The following is a 15,836-nucleotide window of genomic DNA, read 5'->3' as shown; positions in this document are numbered from 1 at the left end:
TTTAATAAGTGCTTTCTGACCCGATAGGTTTGAAATTAGTACCGACTGGCTCTCCAATGAGCGATTTAGTCGCGACACCGTAATTCCTGCCTTTCGATTATGGTAAAGCGAAGGCTACGTATTGATTGCCCTTCTTTGCACCCAGTTTGCCGCCACCACAGGCAATAACAACGTACTGTTTGTTTCCAACCTGATAAGTAGCCGGAGTCGCAAAACCAGCCGCAGGCAAGGTTGTTTCCCATAGTTGTTTTCCGGTGCGTTTATCGAACGCCCGGAACTTGCCGTCCTTAGTTGCCCCAATAAACAACAAGCCGCTGGCTGTTACAACCGGGCCGCCGTAGTTCTCGGAACCCGTATTGCGGATTCCTTTTTTTGCTAGTTCAGGCTCTTCGCCAAGCGGAATTTTCCAGAGATATTCTCCCGTGTTGAGGTCAATGGCGTTCAGCGTTCCCCAGGGGGGCGCGATGCCCGACAGGCCTTTGCTGTCAAGAAACTTTATATAGCCTGAGATTTTGTAAGGAACAAAGGGAGCCTTGCTTCCCTTCGATGCCTGAACAGATGCTTCAATCTTTTCGTCATCGAACAGAAAGCCAACCAGTGCCTGTTTTTCGGCCGTCGACAGCTGAGTAAAGCCCGGCATCATGCCTTTTCCGTGGCTGATAACCTGTGTTACATATGCCCGGTCGCGTCGCTGGCCGATGTTTACCAGCGATGGGTAACCACTGGTTGCATTTCCCTTGCGTTGGGCACCATGGCAGCCCGAACAGGTGGTAGTATAAAGCCGGTTGCCGAGCGTTAAATGAGCTAGTTCGTCTTGTTTGGGCGTTTGGTTCAGGGCAATGAGCCAGGCCGCTTCGTTCGCATTGACGTACATAATTCCGCTGGGGTCGGTGGCGGCACCCCCCCACTCAGCCCCACCGTCGAGACCAGGGTAAATAAACGTACCCTGTCGGCTTAACGGCTGGAAGGTTCCTTTGCGACTCCGCCGGAACTGTGCCAGTAAGGTGTCACGGTCTTCAGAATAGGGGTTCAGGTCGGCTTCGGTGAAATTCTGCCGGGCAAACGGGGCGGGGCGGGTAGGAACAGGCTGCGTAGGCCAGGCTTCCTCGCCCGGAACGTCGGATTTGGGCATTGGCATTTCTTTGATCGGGAAGAGCGGCTTGCCCGTTACCCGGTCAAATACCAGTACGTGGCCCGACTTGGTTACCTGCGCCACAGCATCCACACGCCGGGAGCGACCGTCGGGACCTTTGCTGGTTACCGTCAGCAAGTTTGGCGGAGCCGGAAAGTCGCGGTCCCAGATGTCGTGGTGAACGGCCTGAAAGTGCCAGAGTCGTTTGCCGGTGCGGGCGTCGAGGGCGAGCAAACAGTTGGCAAAGAGGTTTTGCCCTTTTCGGTTACCGCCGTAAAAGTCAAAAGCCGCCGATCCGGTTGGTACGTAAAGAATACCCCTGGGCCGATCGACTGACATACCCGACCAGTTATTGGCACCGCCAACATCTGTATTTTTATAAGCGTTTTTGGGCCAGGTATCGTAGCCGTATTCGCCGGGCTGCGGAATGGTATGAAACGTCCAAACCAGCTTCCCCGTACGGACATTAAACGCCCGCACATGACCTGGTGCCGCATCGGCCCCTTCCGATAAGCGAACAGGCATGATGATCAGGTCTTCGAAGATGGTGCCGGGCGTATTGGATATAACGAACTTATCTTTTGCCTGCTCGCCCAGACCCTCGTGCAAGTCGATATGCCCATCCTGCCCAAAACTCGGAATAGGTTTCCCTGTTTTAGCATCCAGGGCGTAGAGCAGTGAGCCGACGGTGTATAAAATCCGGGCTTCGGACTCGCCTACAGCCGTTGGTTTGGCGGCTTGCCAATAGGTGACCCCCCGGCTTGTACTAAGGGACTGCTTTGTTGGACTGCCAAACTTCCAGATTTCTTTACCCGTGGCGGCATCCAGGGCGATGGCCTGTACCGTTGGAGTTACGCTGTATAAAACCCCGTCGACAATGATTGGATTGGCCTGAATCTGACCGCTGTCCGGTGCCGAGTAGGTCCAGGCGACTTTCAGATTCTGAACGTTTTCGGGGGTTATCTGGGTCAGCGCTGAATAATGGCTGCGATCGGGACCGCCAAGGTACTCACCCCAGTTTGTGTAATCGTTCGGTTTTGTATCGGTGGTGTTTTGCCGAAGCTGAGACCAGCCGACTGCCAGTACAGCCAGCCCGCTAAGCGCAAGAAGTAGTCGTTTCATGAAGCTAAAGGAGTAGTCTAACAAATCTACATCAAAAGCATGAACGATAGTTTCTCTACGCAACCCCGGAAGATTCGCTGGTAAACAAAAAGCCCCGGATAGCATCCGGGGCTCAGGGCTTACTTAATAATTTTTATCGGAACTGGAGTTACTGAAGCGACTGTTGCCAGTGCCCCGGCTTTGGGGCTGCGACGGACGACTGCTGGGGCGTTTCGGTGCACTGTTTTCTTCCCGGCGGTAAGAGCCGTCCGAAGACGAAGGCCGTTGGTCTGCTGAGCGGGCTGGTCCGCTGTTGTCTGCCCGACGGCTATTATTGTTGTTCCCGTTCCGATTGAATGAACCGGAACCGCCCGAACGACCGCCCCCGTTTCGATTGCCGCCGTTGCCACCCCGACCTTGTCCCTGTCGGGCAGGAGCCGGCGTAACGGTTGCTGTAGCAATGTCGAGTACGTAAGGATGGTTGTCAATTACCGGAACCCGTTTGCCAATCAGCTTATGGATGTCGCGCAGATACTCGGTTTCTTCGGCATCGCAGAACGACAGAGCAATCCCATCATGGCCCGCGCGGCCCGTCCGGCCAATCCGGTGAACGTAGGTTTCCGGAATATTAGGCAGTTCGTAATTGATCACATGCGACAGTTCGTCGACGTCGATTCCACGAGCAGCAATATCGGTTGCAACCAGCACCCGTGTTTCCCGGCTTTTGAAGTTCGAGAGGGCACGCTGGCGAGCATTTTGCGATTTGTTGCCGTGAATGGCTTCAGCACCAATACCTGCTTTCAGCAAATCTTTTACGACTTTGTCAGCGCCGTGTTTGGTACGGGCAAAAACCAGCGCAGATTTGATGTTTTTATCGTCGAGGATATGAACAAGCAGTTTGCGCTTATCTTCTTTTCCGACAAAGTACATAGCCTGTTCAATAGTGTCGGCCGTCGAGGAAACGGGTGTTACTTCTACTTTTGCCGGGTTATTTAAGATCGTATCAGCAAGCTTGGCAACATCGGGGGGCATCGTTGCCGAGAAAAACAGCGACTGCCGATGCGTAGGTAATTTGGTAATGACTTTCTTAACGTCATGGATAAAGCCCATATCCAGCATCCGGTCGGCTTCGTCAAGGACAAAGAACTGCACATCCCGAAGCGATATAAAACCCTGGTTCATAAGGTCGAGTAAACGACCGGGGGTAGCAATCAGTACATCAACACCCGCTTTGAGCGTGTTCACCTGCGAATGCTGCGAAACACCACCAAAAATAACCGTATTACGGATGTTCAGGTGACGGCCATAGGCTGTAAAGCTTTCGGCGATCTGAATGGCTAACTCGCGGGTGGGTGTCAGAATAAGGGTTTTAATCCGGCGTGGACCGCCAGCGCTCTTACTCCGTTCTTCGCTTAGCAGTTGTAAAATAGGGATGGCAAAAGCGGCTGTTTTACCGGTTCCGGTTTGGGCGCAGCCTAAAAGGTCCCGGCGGCTTAACAAGATTGGTATGGCTTTTTCCTGGATGGGTGTCGGGTTGGTGTATCCTTCTTCGGTTAGTGCCTTCAGGATAGGATCAATTAATGATAATTCGGAAAATTGCATGTGTTGGATGGACGTCGGCAGGCAATGGAATAGAGTCAAAATCAGAGTCCAGCATCCAACGTCTTTGTAAAGTTATATGGGTACAACGGCAGTATTACAAATAAAGTGCCATTCTAGCGAATCTTAGGCCATTAGCTACCCGTTTGGTGGATTCACTCGTGGTTGTCTATCCAGGAATATGGTTTTGATCAGCTAAGTGTGTTGCAAATCCTTACCTGATTCAATAGAAAAAAGACCGCACTCTGCTACAGGGCGGTCTTTAGGGATTTATAATATTGACGTTTACTCGTAAATGCTTCCGGCCGTTTGCTCGACCAGCCCTTTGGGCAGCAGCCAGGCCATAAACTTCCCGGCTTTATTGAGGAATCCGGTTACGACTTCGGTTTTACCGGACAGAGTAGCTTCTACAGCCTGCCGGGCTACTTCTTCGGGCGTCATATTTACTTTCTCAGCGGCTTTTCGTCCCTTGTCGCCGATCTGTGCCCGATCAACAAAGTTAGTGTCAGTAGAGCCCGGACAGACGCAGGTTACCGAAACGGATGTACGTTTCAGTTCCTGATGCAGGCCGCGGCTAAACTGGAGAACGAATGATTTAGAGGCTGAGTAAAGGCTTAATTTTGGCACAGCCTGATAAGCCGCTGAACTGCCAATATTCAGGATATACGCTTTGGACTGTTGACGGAGCTGGGGTAAGAACAGATAACTTAGCTCAATGAGCGCCGTCATGTTGACATTCATCATGTTGATGTGCTCAGCAAGGGCGTGTTTCTCGAAAGGGCCACTCAATCCGTATCCAGCGTTATTGACCAGCATCTGAACCGAGTACTGCTTTTGGCTGCACCAGTCGAAAAGCTTTCGGGCAGCACCCGTTTCGGCTAGGTCAACGCCGAGGTAATCGGTTTTGATTCCATGTTCGTTGGCTAGCTGACCCGCAATCTGCATCAGCAGCGATTCGGACCGGGCCACCAGTAACAGGTCAAACTTTCGGCGGGCCAGTTCCTGGGCAATGGCCAGGCCAATGCCTTTACTGGCTCCTGTAATTAAGGCGTAGGCCATGAGAATTAAATTATGAAGTCAGTAAGTCGATAAGTTAGTAAGTCCGTAAGTGGCTGACGCATGAGTGTTACTTCGGCATCAACTACTTACGGACTTACTAACTTATCGGCTTACTGACTATTAAATGTTTACTTTAGAAATAAACCGGTGATAGAACGGCGTCTTGCTATTTTCGTTTTTCGGCATGTACTTACCCGTTACAACAGGAACGTACATCACCCGCCGACGGCTCGCTTCACCAACGAAAGGTGACTGCTGCGCCCGGTGCCAAAGCCGACCATCGTGTACCGATAAATCGCCCGCGTTGATATCAAATCCGATTTCATGTTTGTCGGGGTCGTTATCAACAAAATACTTTTTGCGGAACAGCATTTTGAAAATGCCCTGCTTGTGCGTACCTGGAATAACGCGTAACCCGCCATTTTCGTAAGGCGTAGCGTTCAGGTGAATGCCCACATTCAGCATCGGCATGATCCGCTGACCCAGGAAAATATCGCGGGGGCTATCCGTATGCCAGCCCATCTGCGAAAATTTACTGTTAGGCGTCCGAACATAGTGGTTCAGAATGAGACCATCTTTTTCGATTTCAGCGATGCGTCCTTCGTATGGCTGGAGCAGGTCAACAACGGCTTGCAGGCGTGGGTCCTGCAAAAACTCATGGAGTGCCGTACTGTGTTGCGACAGGAAACACATCCGCTGAATCATTGGGCTTCCCTCTTCGTCCTGACCAAATTTGAGGGGTACACCATTGACTTTATCACGTCCTTCGGCAAGCCATTCTTTCTCTATTCGTTCAACCTCGCTGATGAATAACTTGACGGTTTCGGGGTGAATAAAATTGCGAAATACGATGACGCCATTTTTGTTGAAAAACTGGCGTTGTTCGGGGGTAATCGTTTCGCCCAATGTAAAGGGCGGCAAGTCTAATTTGCTCATATCGGTGGTTTACAATTCGGAGGTTCCATCCTTGATGCCGACCGGCGACCGCGCTCTAACTGGATGAGCGCAAGTTTAACGGTTTATTAAAGGCTCAAATCTACGAAATTTACAATTTTAGGATTACTTTGCCGCAATTTAATTAATGTGACTTTAATAAACGGTCATTTGAGTTCTTGTGCATAGTTTACTTTATAGAAGGTTGATTTTGCTGTTAATCAGCTTGTTGGCGGGAGGTTTGCATGCCTCGTTCGGCCAGTCAGATAGTTTGAAGTTACCCCGCGAAGCCGTACCAAATCAACTTGTAAAAACCAGAAATACCCTACTTCTACCCTTAATTGCCCGATCTATTGAAACAGATTGGTCGGTTGGGTTAGCGGGCTCCTTCACATTCCAATTCAACCGGCACGATACCATCACCCGAACATCCAATGCGCAGATGCTCGCCCTGTACTCGTTGCGGAAACAATTTATCGCGGCCATCAATGGTACTACTTACTTCCCCGGCGAACGGGTAATCCTGAATTATCAACTATCCTACAGCCATTTTCCGGATAAGTTCTGGGGCCTGGGTAAAGATGCGCCAGACAGCCAGGAAGAGGCCTACACCTTCCAGCAGTATTACATTTACCTACATGCCCAGCGCAAGCTCAGAGAGCGAATATTTGTGGGCATACTGTATGAATATCAGCGCTTGCTGGATGTTGATTATCTGCCCGGTGGCCTTTTCGACCAGTTGGCTGTGCCCGGGCGGAGCCCCTACCATGTATCGGGTGGTGGGCTGAGTATCACCTACGATTCCCGAAATAATGCCTTTGCCCCGGATAAAGGTGGTTTTTTACAAGTCTATTTCAATACGTTTTCGCCGATTCTGGGTTCAAACTTTCGCTACACAAACTATGTAGTTGATTTTCGGCGCTTTATTCAGCTTTACCGGCAACAGGTGTTCGCGATTCAGGCCTACGGCTTTTTTAATTCGGGCGATACCCCGCTACGGAGCCTGGCGAGCTTTGGGGGCTCCAACAGCATGAGAGGGTTTTACGATGGTCGTTTCCGAAGTAAAAACCAGGTAGTGGTACAGGCCGAATACAGAGTTCCGATAATCTGGCGACTTGGCGCCGTAGGGTTTGCCGGTGTTGGTAATGTGGGAAATCATTTATTCGACCTGAATTTTCAGGACCTCAACTATTCCTACGGCGGAGGATTACGGCTGGCGCTTAACCGTAAAGAGCGACTTAATCTCCGCGTTGATTACGGATGGGGAATTGGGCAGAGTCATTCCCACGGACTGTACTTTCAGTTAGGCGAAGCGTTCTGAACCTTGTTATCCTCTAAAGTGAGCGTGTTCCAACCGCTCAGAGCAAACTTTTTCCCGAGCCAGTAAAGAGGATAAGTGAAGACAAATGCACCCACTACATCGATGGTGTAATGAACGTGTTGAACCAGCAGTAAACTTCCTACAATGAGGGTGCCAACAAAGGCAAAAAGGCGGTCCCACCGTCGGCGTAAACATAAGAACATCAAAAAGATAGTCGATGTATGGCCTGAATAAAACAGGTCCTTGGTGATGAACGTCTTGCCGTAAAAGGCATTACTCAGCGGGTCGATCAACGGAATAAGCCCTACCGGTGGATCGAGGGGCACCAGGTTGATACTGATCATTCGTGACAGGCTGACTATCAGGTAACTGTAGATGAACATCATAAAAATGGCGGGACTTCGCCGGGCGCGGATCAACAACAACAAAGCCGTGGCCCATATTGATAAAAAGATACCCAGGGATACATCCTGTGCGGGTAGCTGATTAAGTACCCAATCGTTTAAGACCGGGCCAGAATGCTGCTGAATCGTTTGAAAGAAATACGGAAACGTGAGCAACAAGATTAGGACGAGGATGATGCCCAGTATGAATTTCCTGCGAAATGACGGGAATTGCCAGGCTTTTTGCCAGACAAAATCGCCGATTGGATTAGGTGTTAGAATTGACATGTAAACTTGTAAAAGGCCGCAAATTTACGAAGTAGAAAGAAAAATTAACGTTTATCTTCTAATCGAACCCAACTGACTGGGAATAGTTAACAAAGCTTCTGTTCAGGAGAAGCAGCATGACGCCATTGTAAAGAGCACAAAAACGATCAATGGAACCGCTTTGTGCACAGTTCCTCAGTAGATAAACCGAAAAAGTAACGTAAGGGCAATTGGCCAGAGAAAGATCTTAGCAGATGGTTTTGGAAACCAATGTCGGGTTACAGAGCACTGCCACAATATTTACAATGGACAGCATCGGGGTCGTGGCCTTGCCGTCCGCAATTTGGACAAGCCTGGGTTGAAATCTCGTACTTTTTGTTGGCCGCCGTTAGGCTAACCGCTACAATACCGGTTGGCACCGCGATAATGACATACCCGAGTAGCATGATAATGGTAGCGATGAATTTGCCCATGGCCGTGCTCGGTACAATATCGCCGTAGCCGACGGTTGTGATCGTAATAACCGCCCAATAAATGCTCAGTGGAATGCTCTCAAAACCGTTGGCGTGCCCTTCTACCACATACATCATAGAGCCAAGTGTAACGACTAAAGTAAAAATGGCGACGAAGAAGACAGTAATTTTGGCCTGGCTTTCCCGTAATGAATAGGCGAGTATTGATGCGGCAGAGGTGTATTCGCCCAGTTTCAAGATTCGAAAAATACGGAGCAGCCTAAGAATACGGACAGCCGCCAGCTCATGCGCACCAAACAAAAATAAGCCAAGATAACTTGGCAAAATAGCCAGCAGATCGACGAGCCCGAAAAAGCTGGTCATATAGCGCATAGGTTGCCGGATACTGATAATACGGAGCAGATATTCAATCGTAAAAAGACCGGTAAAAAGCCACTCTATAGTATCGAAATACTGCCCATACGAACGAGCCAGCGCGGGTATGCTCTCCAGAATAACAGCGAGTACACTCAGCATTATCAAAAAAAGCAGCGTAATGTCGAAAGCCCGGCCAGCCCAGGTATCGGCTTCAAAGATTATCTCGTGCAGTCTGTGCCGAAAACGTTGCCATCGGGATTCCATAGTATTGGTGTCGTTTTATAAGCTCAACTCCCTGTATACCATTGTATTGTATCGTAAGTGAGGGCTACTTAGGCGGTTGCGGGAATTGATGGGCCGGGTTCACACCATTAATAACCGCCAGATACCCGAAATGAGCAAGAGAACCAAGCCAACCGGGGTTAGTACTTTCCAGCATAAATACATCATCTGATCGACCCGAACCCGGGGAAACGTCCAGCGCACCCACATTTGCAGCAGCACCGCAAAAAATACTTTGGAAAGCAGCCAGAAACCACCCGTCAGGTTACCCCATAAGGTGCCCGGTGCTCCGCTCGTCCAGTCGGCCAGCCTGACCGGCCCGATGTTGGGCAGGGGCGTATTCCAGCTTCCCAGAAACAGTACGGCTCCCAGAAAAGAGACAAGCAGCATCATGGCGTATTCAGACAGGTAGAGCAACGCAAAGCGCATCCCCGAATATTCGGTATGAAAGCCGGCCACGATTTCCGATTCGCCTTCGGGCAGGTCGAAGGGCGCCCGGTTACTTTCGGCTAGTGTACAAATGAAAAAGATGACGTAGGCAATGAGTAAAAAGGGGTTCCGAAGGATGTTCCAGGAGAAAATTCCCCCCCAGCCGGTAACATCGATACCCAATGCTTTTAAGCCGAAAAGGTAGTTTGTTTCGTGGGTGTAAATACCCTGCTGGAAACTTAACGTCTGCAAGTTGAGCGTCTGGCAAATCATGACCACGCACAGAATAGTAAGCCCAAGCGGTATCTCGTAGGAAATAATCTGTGCTACCGACCGCATGGCACCGAAGAGCGAGTACTTGTTATTGGAGCCCCAACCCGCCATCAGGATACCGACTACGTCGAAGGAAACAATAGCCATCAGGTAGAAAACGCCAACGGATGCCCCAGAACCCTGTAAATCCGGCGACAGAGGAAGTACCGCAAAACCCGCGAAGACCGACGCGAAAATAATGGCTGGGGCCAGCAAAAAAAGCCGTCGGTCGGCCGCCGTTGGAACGATATCTTCTTTCTGAAGGAGTTTCAGTAAGTCGGCAAAAAGCTGAAGCAATCCCCATTTACCCGTTTCCATCGGACCAAGCCGGTCCTGCATGAATGCAGAAACCTTTCGTTCCGTGTAAACACCAACGACTACAAAGCCAGAGGCCAGCGCGAGAAAAATGGGGAGTGCAAGCATGCGTAAGTCAGTAAGTCGGTAAGTCAGTAAGTGGCTGATGAGCTGGTTGTGCTTTGGTATTCGCCACTTACTGACTTATCAGCTAAAAATTAAAATTCAGCCGTTTTTGGAGCGCGCGGGAAGGGGATCACATCGCGGATGTTGCCCATGCCCGTTACGAACAACACCAGTCGCTCGAATCCGAGGCCAAAGCCGGCGTGGGGTGCCGAGCCGAATCGGCGCGTGTCGAGGTACCACCACAGGGCTTCGGGTTCAATGCCTACTTCCTGCATTCGGGCAGTGAGCTTGTCGAGGTCGTCCTCACGCTGGGAGCCGCCAATGATTTCGCCGATGCCCGGGAATAGAACGTCCATGGCCCGAACGGTTTTACCATCCGGATCCTGCTTCATGTAAAACGCTTTGATTTCGCGGGGATAGTTGGTCAGGATCACCGGTTTCTTGAAATGCTTTTCCACCAGATACCGTTCATGCTCCGACTGTAAATCGACGCCCCAGCTTACTTCGTATTGGAACTGGCCTTTCTTCGCTGGTTTGGAATTCACCAGAATATCGATGGCCTCGGTATACGTCAGCCGAACGAATTCGTTACTGATCACAAACTGAAGTTTTTCGAGTAAACCCAACTCGCTCTGCTCTTCCTTTTTCTTAGTCTTTTCTTCATCTTTCAACCGCGAATCCAGGAAGGTAAGATCGTCGGCGCAGTGTTGCAGTGCGTACCGTATAACGGTTTTGACAAAATCCTCGGCCAGATTCATGTTGTCTTCCAGTTCATAAAAAGCCATTTCAGGCTCAATCATCCAGAACTCGGCAAGGTGACGGGTGGTGTTGGAGTTTTCGGCCCGGAACGTAGGGCCAAACGTATAAATTTTGCCCAGCGCCATTGCGCCCAGTTCGCCTTCCAACTGACCCGATACGGTCAGGTTGGTTTCGCGGCCAAAGAAGTCCTGGCTGTAATCGACCTTGCCGTCTTCCGTTAAAGGAGGCTTCGTCGCGTCGAGGGTTGTCACCCGAAACATTTCACCGGCTCCTTCGGCATCGGAAGCCGTAATGATGGGGGTGTTCAAATAATAGAACCCGTTGTCGTTGAAGTATTTATGGACGGCGAATGCCAGGGCGTGCCGGATGCGTAATATAGCACTGAATGTATTGGTACGGGGCCGCAGGTGGGCAATTTCGCGCAGGAACTCCAGCGAATGCCGTTTAGGTTGCAGCGGATACTTATCGGGGTCGGCGGTGCCGTAAATAGTCACGTTGGCAATTTTAACCTCAACCGCCTGTCCGGCTCCCTGCGATTCTACTAACTGACCCGTAACGGCCAGACAAGCACCGGTCGTTATGAGTTTCAGGGTTTCTTCGGGAAGTTGACCCGCTTCGGCCACCGCCTGAATGGTATTGATGGTAGAGCCATCATTCAGGGCGATAAAGACTGCGTTTTTACTTTCCCGCTTGGTACGTACCCACCCCTTAACGGTCACTTCTGTGCCAGTTGGGGCGGTTTTTAATAACTGTTGAATGGATTGATAACTCATACTAAAACAGCGACCGGATAGTGATTGTGGGCGCAAAAGTACGGATTGTCACGCGAAACGCCCACAAATAGATTCATACACCTGCAAAGTTGAAGCCGTGCAGCCTGGGGCGTTTGCGCGATAATACATTCTTCAGGTTTATTTCAACTTTAGTTTTTTTTGATATGAGTAAAAAAACAAGCCATATGGGAAACTTGTTGGTTACTGGTTGGTTAGGGGCATAATACCCTCTTATTTTTGCAGTCTACCTTTCTCTAAGATGCCAATTACACTCTTTATCGTTCGACATGCCAAAGCGGAAGATCGCGCTGTTTTTATGGCCGACCACGATCGTCAATTAACCTCCGATGGAATCATGGCCGCTGCCCGGATAGGCCGATACCTTCACGAAAAGGCAATTGTGCCCGATGTATTGATCAGCAGTACGGCCCCTCGTGCCAAAGATACTGCCAAAGTAATTGCCGAGCAGATTGGGTTTGATCCGGCAACGATTCAACTGAATAACCTGTTATTTGACGGTGGGCCCAAAGCTTATCTGGCAGCCATCAATGCATTGCCTGATCATCTGAAATCGGCAATGATTGTGGGCCATAATCCTGATGTGTCGTATCTGGCAGAGTTTTTAACCCACCAAAGTATTGGCTCCATGAGCAAAGGAGCCGTTGTTGCGGTTACATTTGACGATGTCAACTGGTCGGAAGTATCAGGCAGGACAGGGAGAGTCGCCTTTCAGATAGCTCCCCGGCAACTTTCGCAGGACTAATTGGCGTAATGCCGTCGCTAAGATTCTCGCATTACAGGAATAACTTAAAGCATGGTATGAACCGAAACCGTAAAATTTTCATCACCGTTTTTATTCTTTTTACATCAATCGTCATTTTAATTGCCATTGATATGGGACGTCGAACTACGGCACCCTGGAACAAACGCCGGGAAGTCGAACGCGCTTTACCCACGGTAAAAGACGGCGTAGCGACAGATACGTTGGCTACCGATACGTTACTCACGCCCTAGTCCATATCCATATGCTCAACCTCGCTGCAGTTCATCACATTGCCCTTATCTGCTCGGATTACGAAAGATCGAAGCGGTTCTACACGGAAATATTGGGTTTGTCTATTCTGGGAGAGTATTTTCGGGCCGAGCGAAATTCATACAAGCTTGATCTGGCATTGAACGGTCAGTATATAATCGAACTGTTTTCGTTTCCAGATCCGCCTAAACGTCCGTCCCGACCTGAAGCGCTGGGCCTACGCCATTTAGCCTTTGCCGTACCAAACCTCGATGCCGCTATAGTGCACCTGAACGAAAACGGAGTAGAAACTGAGCCGGTCCGGGTAGACGCTCATACCGGAAAGCGGTTTACGTTCTTCGCCGACCCAGATGATTTACCATTGGAATTTTACGAACTATAGAGACCGCACCGCAGCCGCGGACGGTCGGCGGACCGGTAATACCTTACGTCTCTACATAGTCAACACTTTTGTCAGGACCCGTACCAGTGCGTCCGCATCCTCAGGTGTGTTGTAAACATGCGGGGCAATGCGTAATGCACGGGCTCTGGCCGACACGGATACTTTTTCGGCTTGTAGTGCCTGCTGCACAGCCATTGGGTCGGTGTGTTCGGGCAACCACAAGCCGACCAGATGATGGCTTCGGCCCTGAGTTCCGTTAAGCGGTTCGATCTGGCAACCAAGTTGTTCCAGGGCGGGCCAGGCATCCTGCATAAGCTCATTTGTGTAGGTTTGTATCCGCTCCGGTTGCCAGTCGAGAAGTTGCTCCAGCGAGGTTTCGAGCATGGGCATCTGCACAAAATGCGTGTGTTCACCTACATTATACCGGTACGCTTTAGGGCGATAAACGGGCTGATAATCCATCAGTTTATGAAACTGATTGCTGTCCAACCGATTCATCCAGCCTTCTTCCAGCGGAGTACCGTCATCAAAAGCTGGTCCATAGTAGGCCAGACCAAGGGAGTAGGGCCCCATCAGCCATTTATAGCCTGCACAAACTACGGCGTCGGGTTGAATAGCCGCCATGTTGACCGGCAAGGCCCCAATCGCCTGCGTGCCATCTACGGCTAGCCAGGCACCTACTTCGCGCGCCCGTTGCCCTACTGCCTCCAGGTCAAAGCGGATACCATACATCCAGTGAACAGGAGGAGCGATTACCAGTGCCGTATGGCTGTCGATCGCGTCCAGCAGCCGTTCGTTCCAGCGTGGACCCCGCGGAAACTCATCGGGCATCGGAACGGTTTTAATCGTCAGCCCCAATTCAATACAAACCCGATCCCAGGCATACACATCACTGGGGAATTCACTGCCAACCAGTACAATGTGTTGACCGGCCCTGATGCCGGGCTTGTTTGGCAGATTTCTTGCCACCACTGCCATGCCATACGAAACGGAAGGTACCACTGCAATTCGATCCGGGTCCGGGTTGTTAATGAGGTCGGAGAATAAGGCTCGAACACGAATAGCCCCACTGAAAAAGTCGTCGGGACGCAGTCCAAATGGGTTGCTGTCGCGGTGGATGGCATCAAGGCCAGCCTGCTCCACCGTTCGGCTAAGGGGAGCACGCGTGGCACAGTTCAGGTAGTGAATGCCGTCTGGTAGAGAGAACTTATCTTTTTGGGTAGTTAGTTGAGACGCGACAGTACGCATAGAAAAGGCTGATCAGTTAATTGTTCTGGCACGGGGTTTGTAAATACGTCGATGAAATGTATAAACAGTTCCTTTTATGAATACCCTGTTGGGCATTGGTTCACGCATTCAGCACGAGGAGTTCGGCAACGGCGTCGTCATTAATCTGAAATCAACCGGATACATCGTCACCTTCTTCGAACAGGGCGTGAAGATACTTAAATTCGACGCACCCCTGACCATCATTGAGGCCATAGAACCGGATAATGACCTGGTCAGCTTATTCGACGTAGAGCAGTCGATTACGCGTGTTCTCCTGCGCTGGGCCGACCAGACAGAAGTTGTTCCGCTGGGCGATAAATGGAAAGGGGGTAAGCTCATTTTTAAACCCGGCCGAGCTGATTTGTCCTCGAAAGAAATGCCGATTGACGCCTTTTTTCATAAGATCGTGATGGTGCGCGACCGCCTTCGGGTTCTGGAACAGCGCGTGAACGCCAGTAGTATTGACGATGAAGAAAAGGTAAATATCCAGCAATACATTACCCGTATTTATGGGAGCCTGACCTCGTTCAATGTCTTGTTCAAGCACCCGCATCAACAGTTTGTTGGTGAAAAAGCGTCTATCGAAGCCTGATTTACCTCCGCATCTGCTGTTCCTTGGCTCTGGGGTGATACTCTTTCAGGGTTTGTTGTAAATAATCCCGGTCCAGATGGGTGTAGATTTCGGTTGTGGTGATGGATTCATGGCCAAGCATTTGCTGAACGGCCCGCAAGTCGGCGCCCCCTTCAATGAGGTGCGTTGCGAACGAATGCCGGAAGGTGTGGGGACTAATCGTTTTTTTGATGCCCACGTCGGAGGCCAGTTTCTTAATGGTTGTAAAGACCGAAATTCGTGAAAGCTGTTTGCCGCGCAGATTGAGAAAAATAGTATCCTCATCGCCTTTTTGCACATCGAGTTTTTGCCGAACGTGTTCAACATAAATACGGGTGTAATGCATGGCATCTTCGCCAATTGGTACGAGCCGTACTTTATCGCCCTTTCCCAGAACGCGCACAAAACCTTCGGTAAAAAAACAGTTTGTCAAACGCAGGTTCAGCAGTTCAGAAACGCGCAGCCCCGAACTATACAGCACCTCCAGCATGGCCCGGTCGCGGGTGCCGCCGGGCGTGGAAAGGTCAATGGCCGCCAGCATATCTTCTATTTCAGGAAAACTCAGGGTATCTGGAAGCTTACGGCCCAGTTTGGGGGATTCTAATAACTGAGTTGGGTCACGCTCAATTAATCCTTCGAGAAGCAAGTACTTGAAAAACGATTTTATGCCCGACAGCATCCGGGCCTGACTGTGCGCCGATAAACCCAACTCACCCAGATACTTCAGGAAGTTCATCAATTCTTTCTCCGTAACCTGCATGGGCGTCCGGGCGGGGTCGGTCAGGAGTATGTATTGGTATAGTTTTTCGGCATCGTGCAGGTAGGCCTCTACCGAATTTTCGGCCAGCGACCGTTCGAGTTTGAGGTAGTTCTTAAAGGCGTTTATATAACTTTGCCACATACGTAGTGCCGACCGTCCCGGTCGGCTGAATAGAAAGTTAA

General features: G+C 50.4%; 15 protein-coding genes. 5 read left to right on the top strand and 10 right to left on the bottom strand.

Annotated elements, in window-relative coordinates; all coding sequences use genetic code 11:
* Positions 1–97: 97 nt before the first annotated feature.
* The 4 genes from NT073_RS20145 to NT073_RS20130 all read right to left on the bottom strand — a co-directional run bounded on the left by NT073_RS20145 (position 98) and on the right by NT073_RS20130 (position 5,827).
* Positions 98–2,254, bottom strand: coding sequence for a PQQ-binding-like beta-propeller repeat protein (locus NT073_RS20145; protein ID WP_297376985.1), 2,157 nt, complete (start codon positions 2,252–2,254; stop codon positions 98–100).
* A gap of 123 nt (positions 2,255–2,377) precedes the next feature.
* The gene (locus tag NT073_RS20140) at positions 2,378–3,835 is read right to left on the bottom strand and encodes a DEAD/DEAH box helicase (RefSeq protein WP_297376983.1); all 1,458 of its coding nucleotides are present in this window, start codon (positions 3,833–3,835) and stop codon (positions 2,378–2,380) included.
* 282 nt (positions 3,836–4,117) lie between these two features.
* Positions 4,118–4,891: an SDR family oxidoreductase gene (locus NT073_RS20135; protein WP_297376981.1), complete on the bottom strand. Its 774-nt coding sequence runs from the start codon at positions 4,889–4,891 to the stop codon at positions 4,118–4,120.
* A gap of 120 nt (positions 4,892–5,011) precedes the next feature.
* A complete protein-coding gene (locus NT073_RS20130) occupies positions 5,012–5,827 on the bottom strand; it encodes a phytanoyl-CoA dioxygenase family protein (RefSeq protein ID WP_297376979.1) in 816 nt (271 codons plus the stop codon).
* A 268-nt stretch (positions 5,828–6,095) separates the two neighbouring features.
* Here NT073_RS20130 and NT073_RS20125 point away from each other — a divergent pair, with 268 nt between their 5' ends.
* Entirely contained in the window at positions 6,096–7,145 is a 1,050-nt protein-coding gene (locus tag NT073_RS20125) for a BamA/TamA family outer membrane protein (protein ID WP_297376977.1), read from the top strand.
* On the opposite strand, the gene NT073_RS20120 is transcribed toward NT073_RS20125, so the two are convergent.
* The 4 genes from NT073_RS20120 to asnS form a co-directional block, all read right to left on the bottom strand.
* Complete coding sequence (locus tag NT073_RS20120) at positions 7,124–7,816, bottom strand: phosphatase PAP2-related protein (protein WP_297376975.1); 693 nt, start codon at positions 7,814–7,816, stop codon at positions 7,124–7,126. The genes NT073_RS20125 and NT073_RS20120 overlap by 22 nt on opposite strands.
* Positions 7,817–8,073: 257 nt before the next feature.
* Positions 8,074–8,889, bottom strand: coding sequence for an ion transporter (locus tag NT073_RS20115; RefSeq protein ID WP_297376974.1), 816 nt, complete (start codon positions 8,887–8,889; stop codon positions 8,074–8,076).
* A 99-nt stretch (positions 8,890–8,988) separates the two neighbouring features.
* A complete protein-coding gene (locus NT073_RS20110) occupies positions 8,989–10,071 on the bottom strand; it encodes a complex I subunit 1 family protein (RefSeq protein WP_297376972.1) in 1,083 nt (360 codons plus the stop codon).
* A gap of 89 nt (positions 10,072–10,160) precedes the next feature.
* Positions 10,161–11,600, bottom strand: coding sequence for an asparagine--tRNA ligase (gene asnS, locus NT073_RS20105; protein ID WP_297376970.1), 1,440 nt, complete (start codon positions 11,598–11,600; stop codon positions 10,161–10,163).
* A 259-nt stretch (positions 11,601–11,859) separates the two neighbouring features.
* On the opposite strand from asnS, the gene NT073_RS20100 reads away from it, so the two are divergent.
* The 3 genes from NT073_RS20100 to NT073_RS20090 are packed head-to-tail and all read left to right on the top strand — an operon-like array spanning position 11,860 to position 13,015.
* Positions 11,860–12,363 carry a histidine phosphatase family protein gene (locus NT073_RS20100; protein ID WP_297376968.1) on the top strand — a complete coding sequence of 168 codons (504 nt, stop codon included), beginning with the start codon at positions 11,860–11,862 and terminating at the stop codon, positions 12,361–12,363.
* 56 nt (positions 12,364–12,419) lie between these two features.
* Positions 12,420–12,614: a hypothetical protein gene (locus NT073_RS20095; protein WP_297376966.1), complete on the top strand. Its 195-nt coding sequence runs from the start codon at positions 12,420–12,422 to the stop codon at positions 12,612–12,614.
* Between the two features lie 11 nt (positions 12,615–12,625).
* The gene (locus tag NT073_RS20090; protein WP_297376964.1) at positions 12,626–13,015 is read left to right on the top strand and encodes a VOC family protein; all 390 of its coding nucleotides are present in this window, start codon (positions 12,626–12,628) and stop codon (positions 13,013–13,015) included.
* A 51-nt stretch (positions 13,016–13,066) separates the two neighbouring features.
* Here the strand turns inward: NT073_RS20090 and NT073_RS20085 are convergent, their stop codons facing one another.
* Positions 13,067–14,263 carry an aminotransferase class V-fold PLP-dependent enzyme gene (locus tag NT073_RS20085; RefSeq protein WP_297376962.1) on the bottom strand — a complete coding sequence of 399 codons (1,197 nt, stop codon included), beginning with the start codon at positions 14,261–14,263 and terminating at the stop codon, positions 13,067–13,069.
* 76 nt (positions 14,264–14,339) lie between these two features.
* Between NT073_RS20085 and NT073_RS20080 the strand changes: the two genes are divergently transcribed.
* On the top strand, positions 14,340–14,876 hold the full coding sequence (locus NT073_RS20080; RefSeq protein WP_297376960.1) for a hypothetical protein: 537 nt from the start codon (positions 14,340–14,342) through the stop codon (positions 14,874–14,876).
* Between the two features lies 1 nt (position 14,877).
* Here the strand turns inward: NT073_RS20080 and xerD are convergent, their stop codons facing one another.
* Positions 14,878–15,795: a site-specific tyrosine recombinase XerD gene (gene xerD / locus NT073_RS20075; protein ID WP_297376958.1), complete on the bottom strand. Its 918-nt coding sequence runs from the start codon at positions 15,793–15,795 to the stop codon at positions 14,878–14,880.
* Positions 15,796–15,836 lie beyond the last annotated feature (41 nt).

It is taken from the genome of Spirosoma sp. (genome assembly GCF_026391055.1).
Taxonomy (GTDB): domain Bacteria; phylum Bacteroidota; class Bacteroidia; order Cytophagales; family Spirosomataceae; genus Spirosoma.
Note: the sequence above shows the minus strand (reverse complement) of the source record. Positions and strands in the feature narration are given on the sequence as shown.

Coding starts and splice junctions, on each gene's coding strand:
- NT073_RS20145 (WP_297376985.1), bottom strand. CDS start 2,254: ATGAAACGACTACTTCTTGCGCTTAGCGGGCTGGCTGTACTGGCAGTC.
- NT073_RS20140 (WP_297376983.1), bottom strand. CDS start 3,835: ATGCAATTTTCCGAATTATCATTAATTGATCCTATCCTGAAGGCACTA.
- NT073_RS20135 (WP_297376981.1), bottom strand. CDS start 4,891: ATGGCCTACGCCTTAATTACAGGAGCCAGTAAAGGCATTGGCCTGGCC.
- NT073_RS20130 (WP_297376979.1), bottom strand. CDS start 5,827: ATGAGCAAATTAGACTTGCCGCCCTTTACATTGGGCGAAACGATTACC.
- NT073_RS20120 (WP_297376975.1), bottom strand. CDS start 7,816: ATGTCAATTCTAACACCTAATCCAATCGGCGATTTTGTCTGGCAAAAA.
- NT073_RS20115 (WP_297376974.1), bottom strand. CDS start 8,889: ATGGAATCCCGATGGCAACGTTTTCGGCACAGACTGCACGAGATAATC.
- NT073_RS20110 (WP_297376972.1), bottom strand. CDS start 10,071: ATGCTTGCACTCCCCATTTTTCTCGCGCTGGCCTCTGGCTTTGTAGTC.
- asnS (WP_297376970.1), bottom strand. CDS start 11,600: ATGAGTTATCAATCCATTCAACAGTTATTAAAAACCGCCCCAACTGGC.
- NT073_RS20100 (WP_297376968.1), top strand. CDS start 11,860: ATGCCAATTACACTCTTTATCGTTCGACATGCCAAAGCGGAAGATCGC.
- NT073_RS20095 (WP_297376966.1), top strand. CDS start 12,420: ATGAACCGAAACCGTAAAATTTTCATCACCGTTTTTATTCTTTTTACA.
- NT073_RS20090 (WP_297376964.1), top strand. CDS start 12,626: ATGCTCAACCTCGCTGCAGTTCATCACATTGCCCTTATCTGCTCGGAT.
- NT073_RS20085 (WP_297376962.1), bottom strand. CDS start 14,263: ATGCGTACTGTCGCGTCTCAACTAACTACCCAAAAAGATAAGTTCTCT.
- NT073_RS20080 (WP_297376960.1), top strand. CDS start 14,340: ATGAATACCCTGTTGGGCATTGGTTCACGCATTCAGCACGAGGAGTTC.
- xerD (WP_297376958.1), bottom strand. CDS start 15,795: ATGTGGCAAAGTTATATAAACGCCTTTAAGAACTACCTCAAACTCGAA.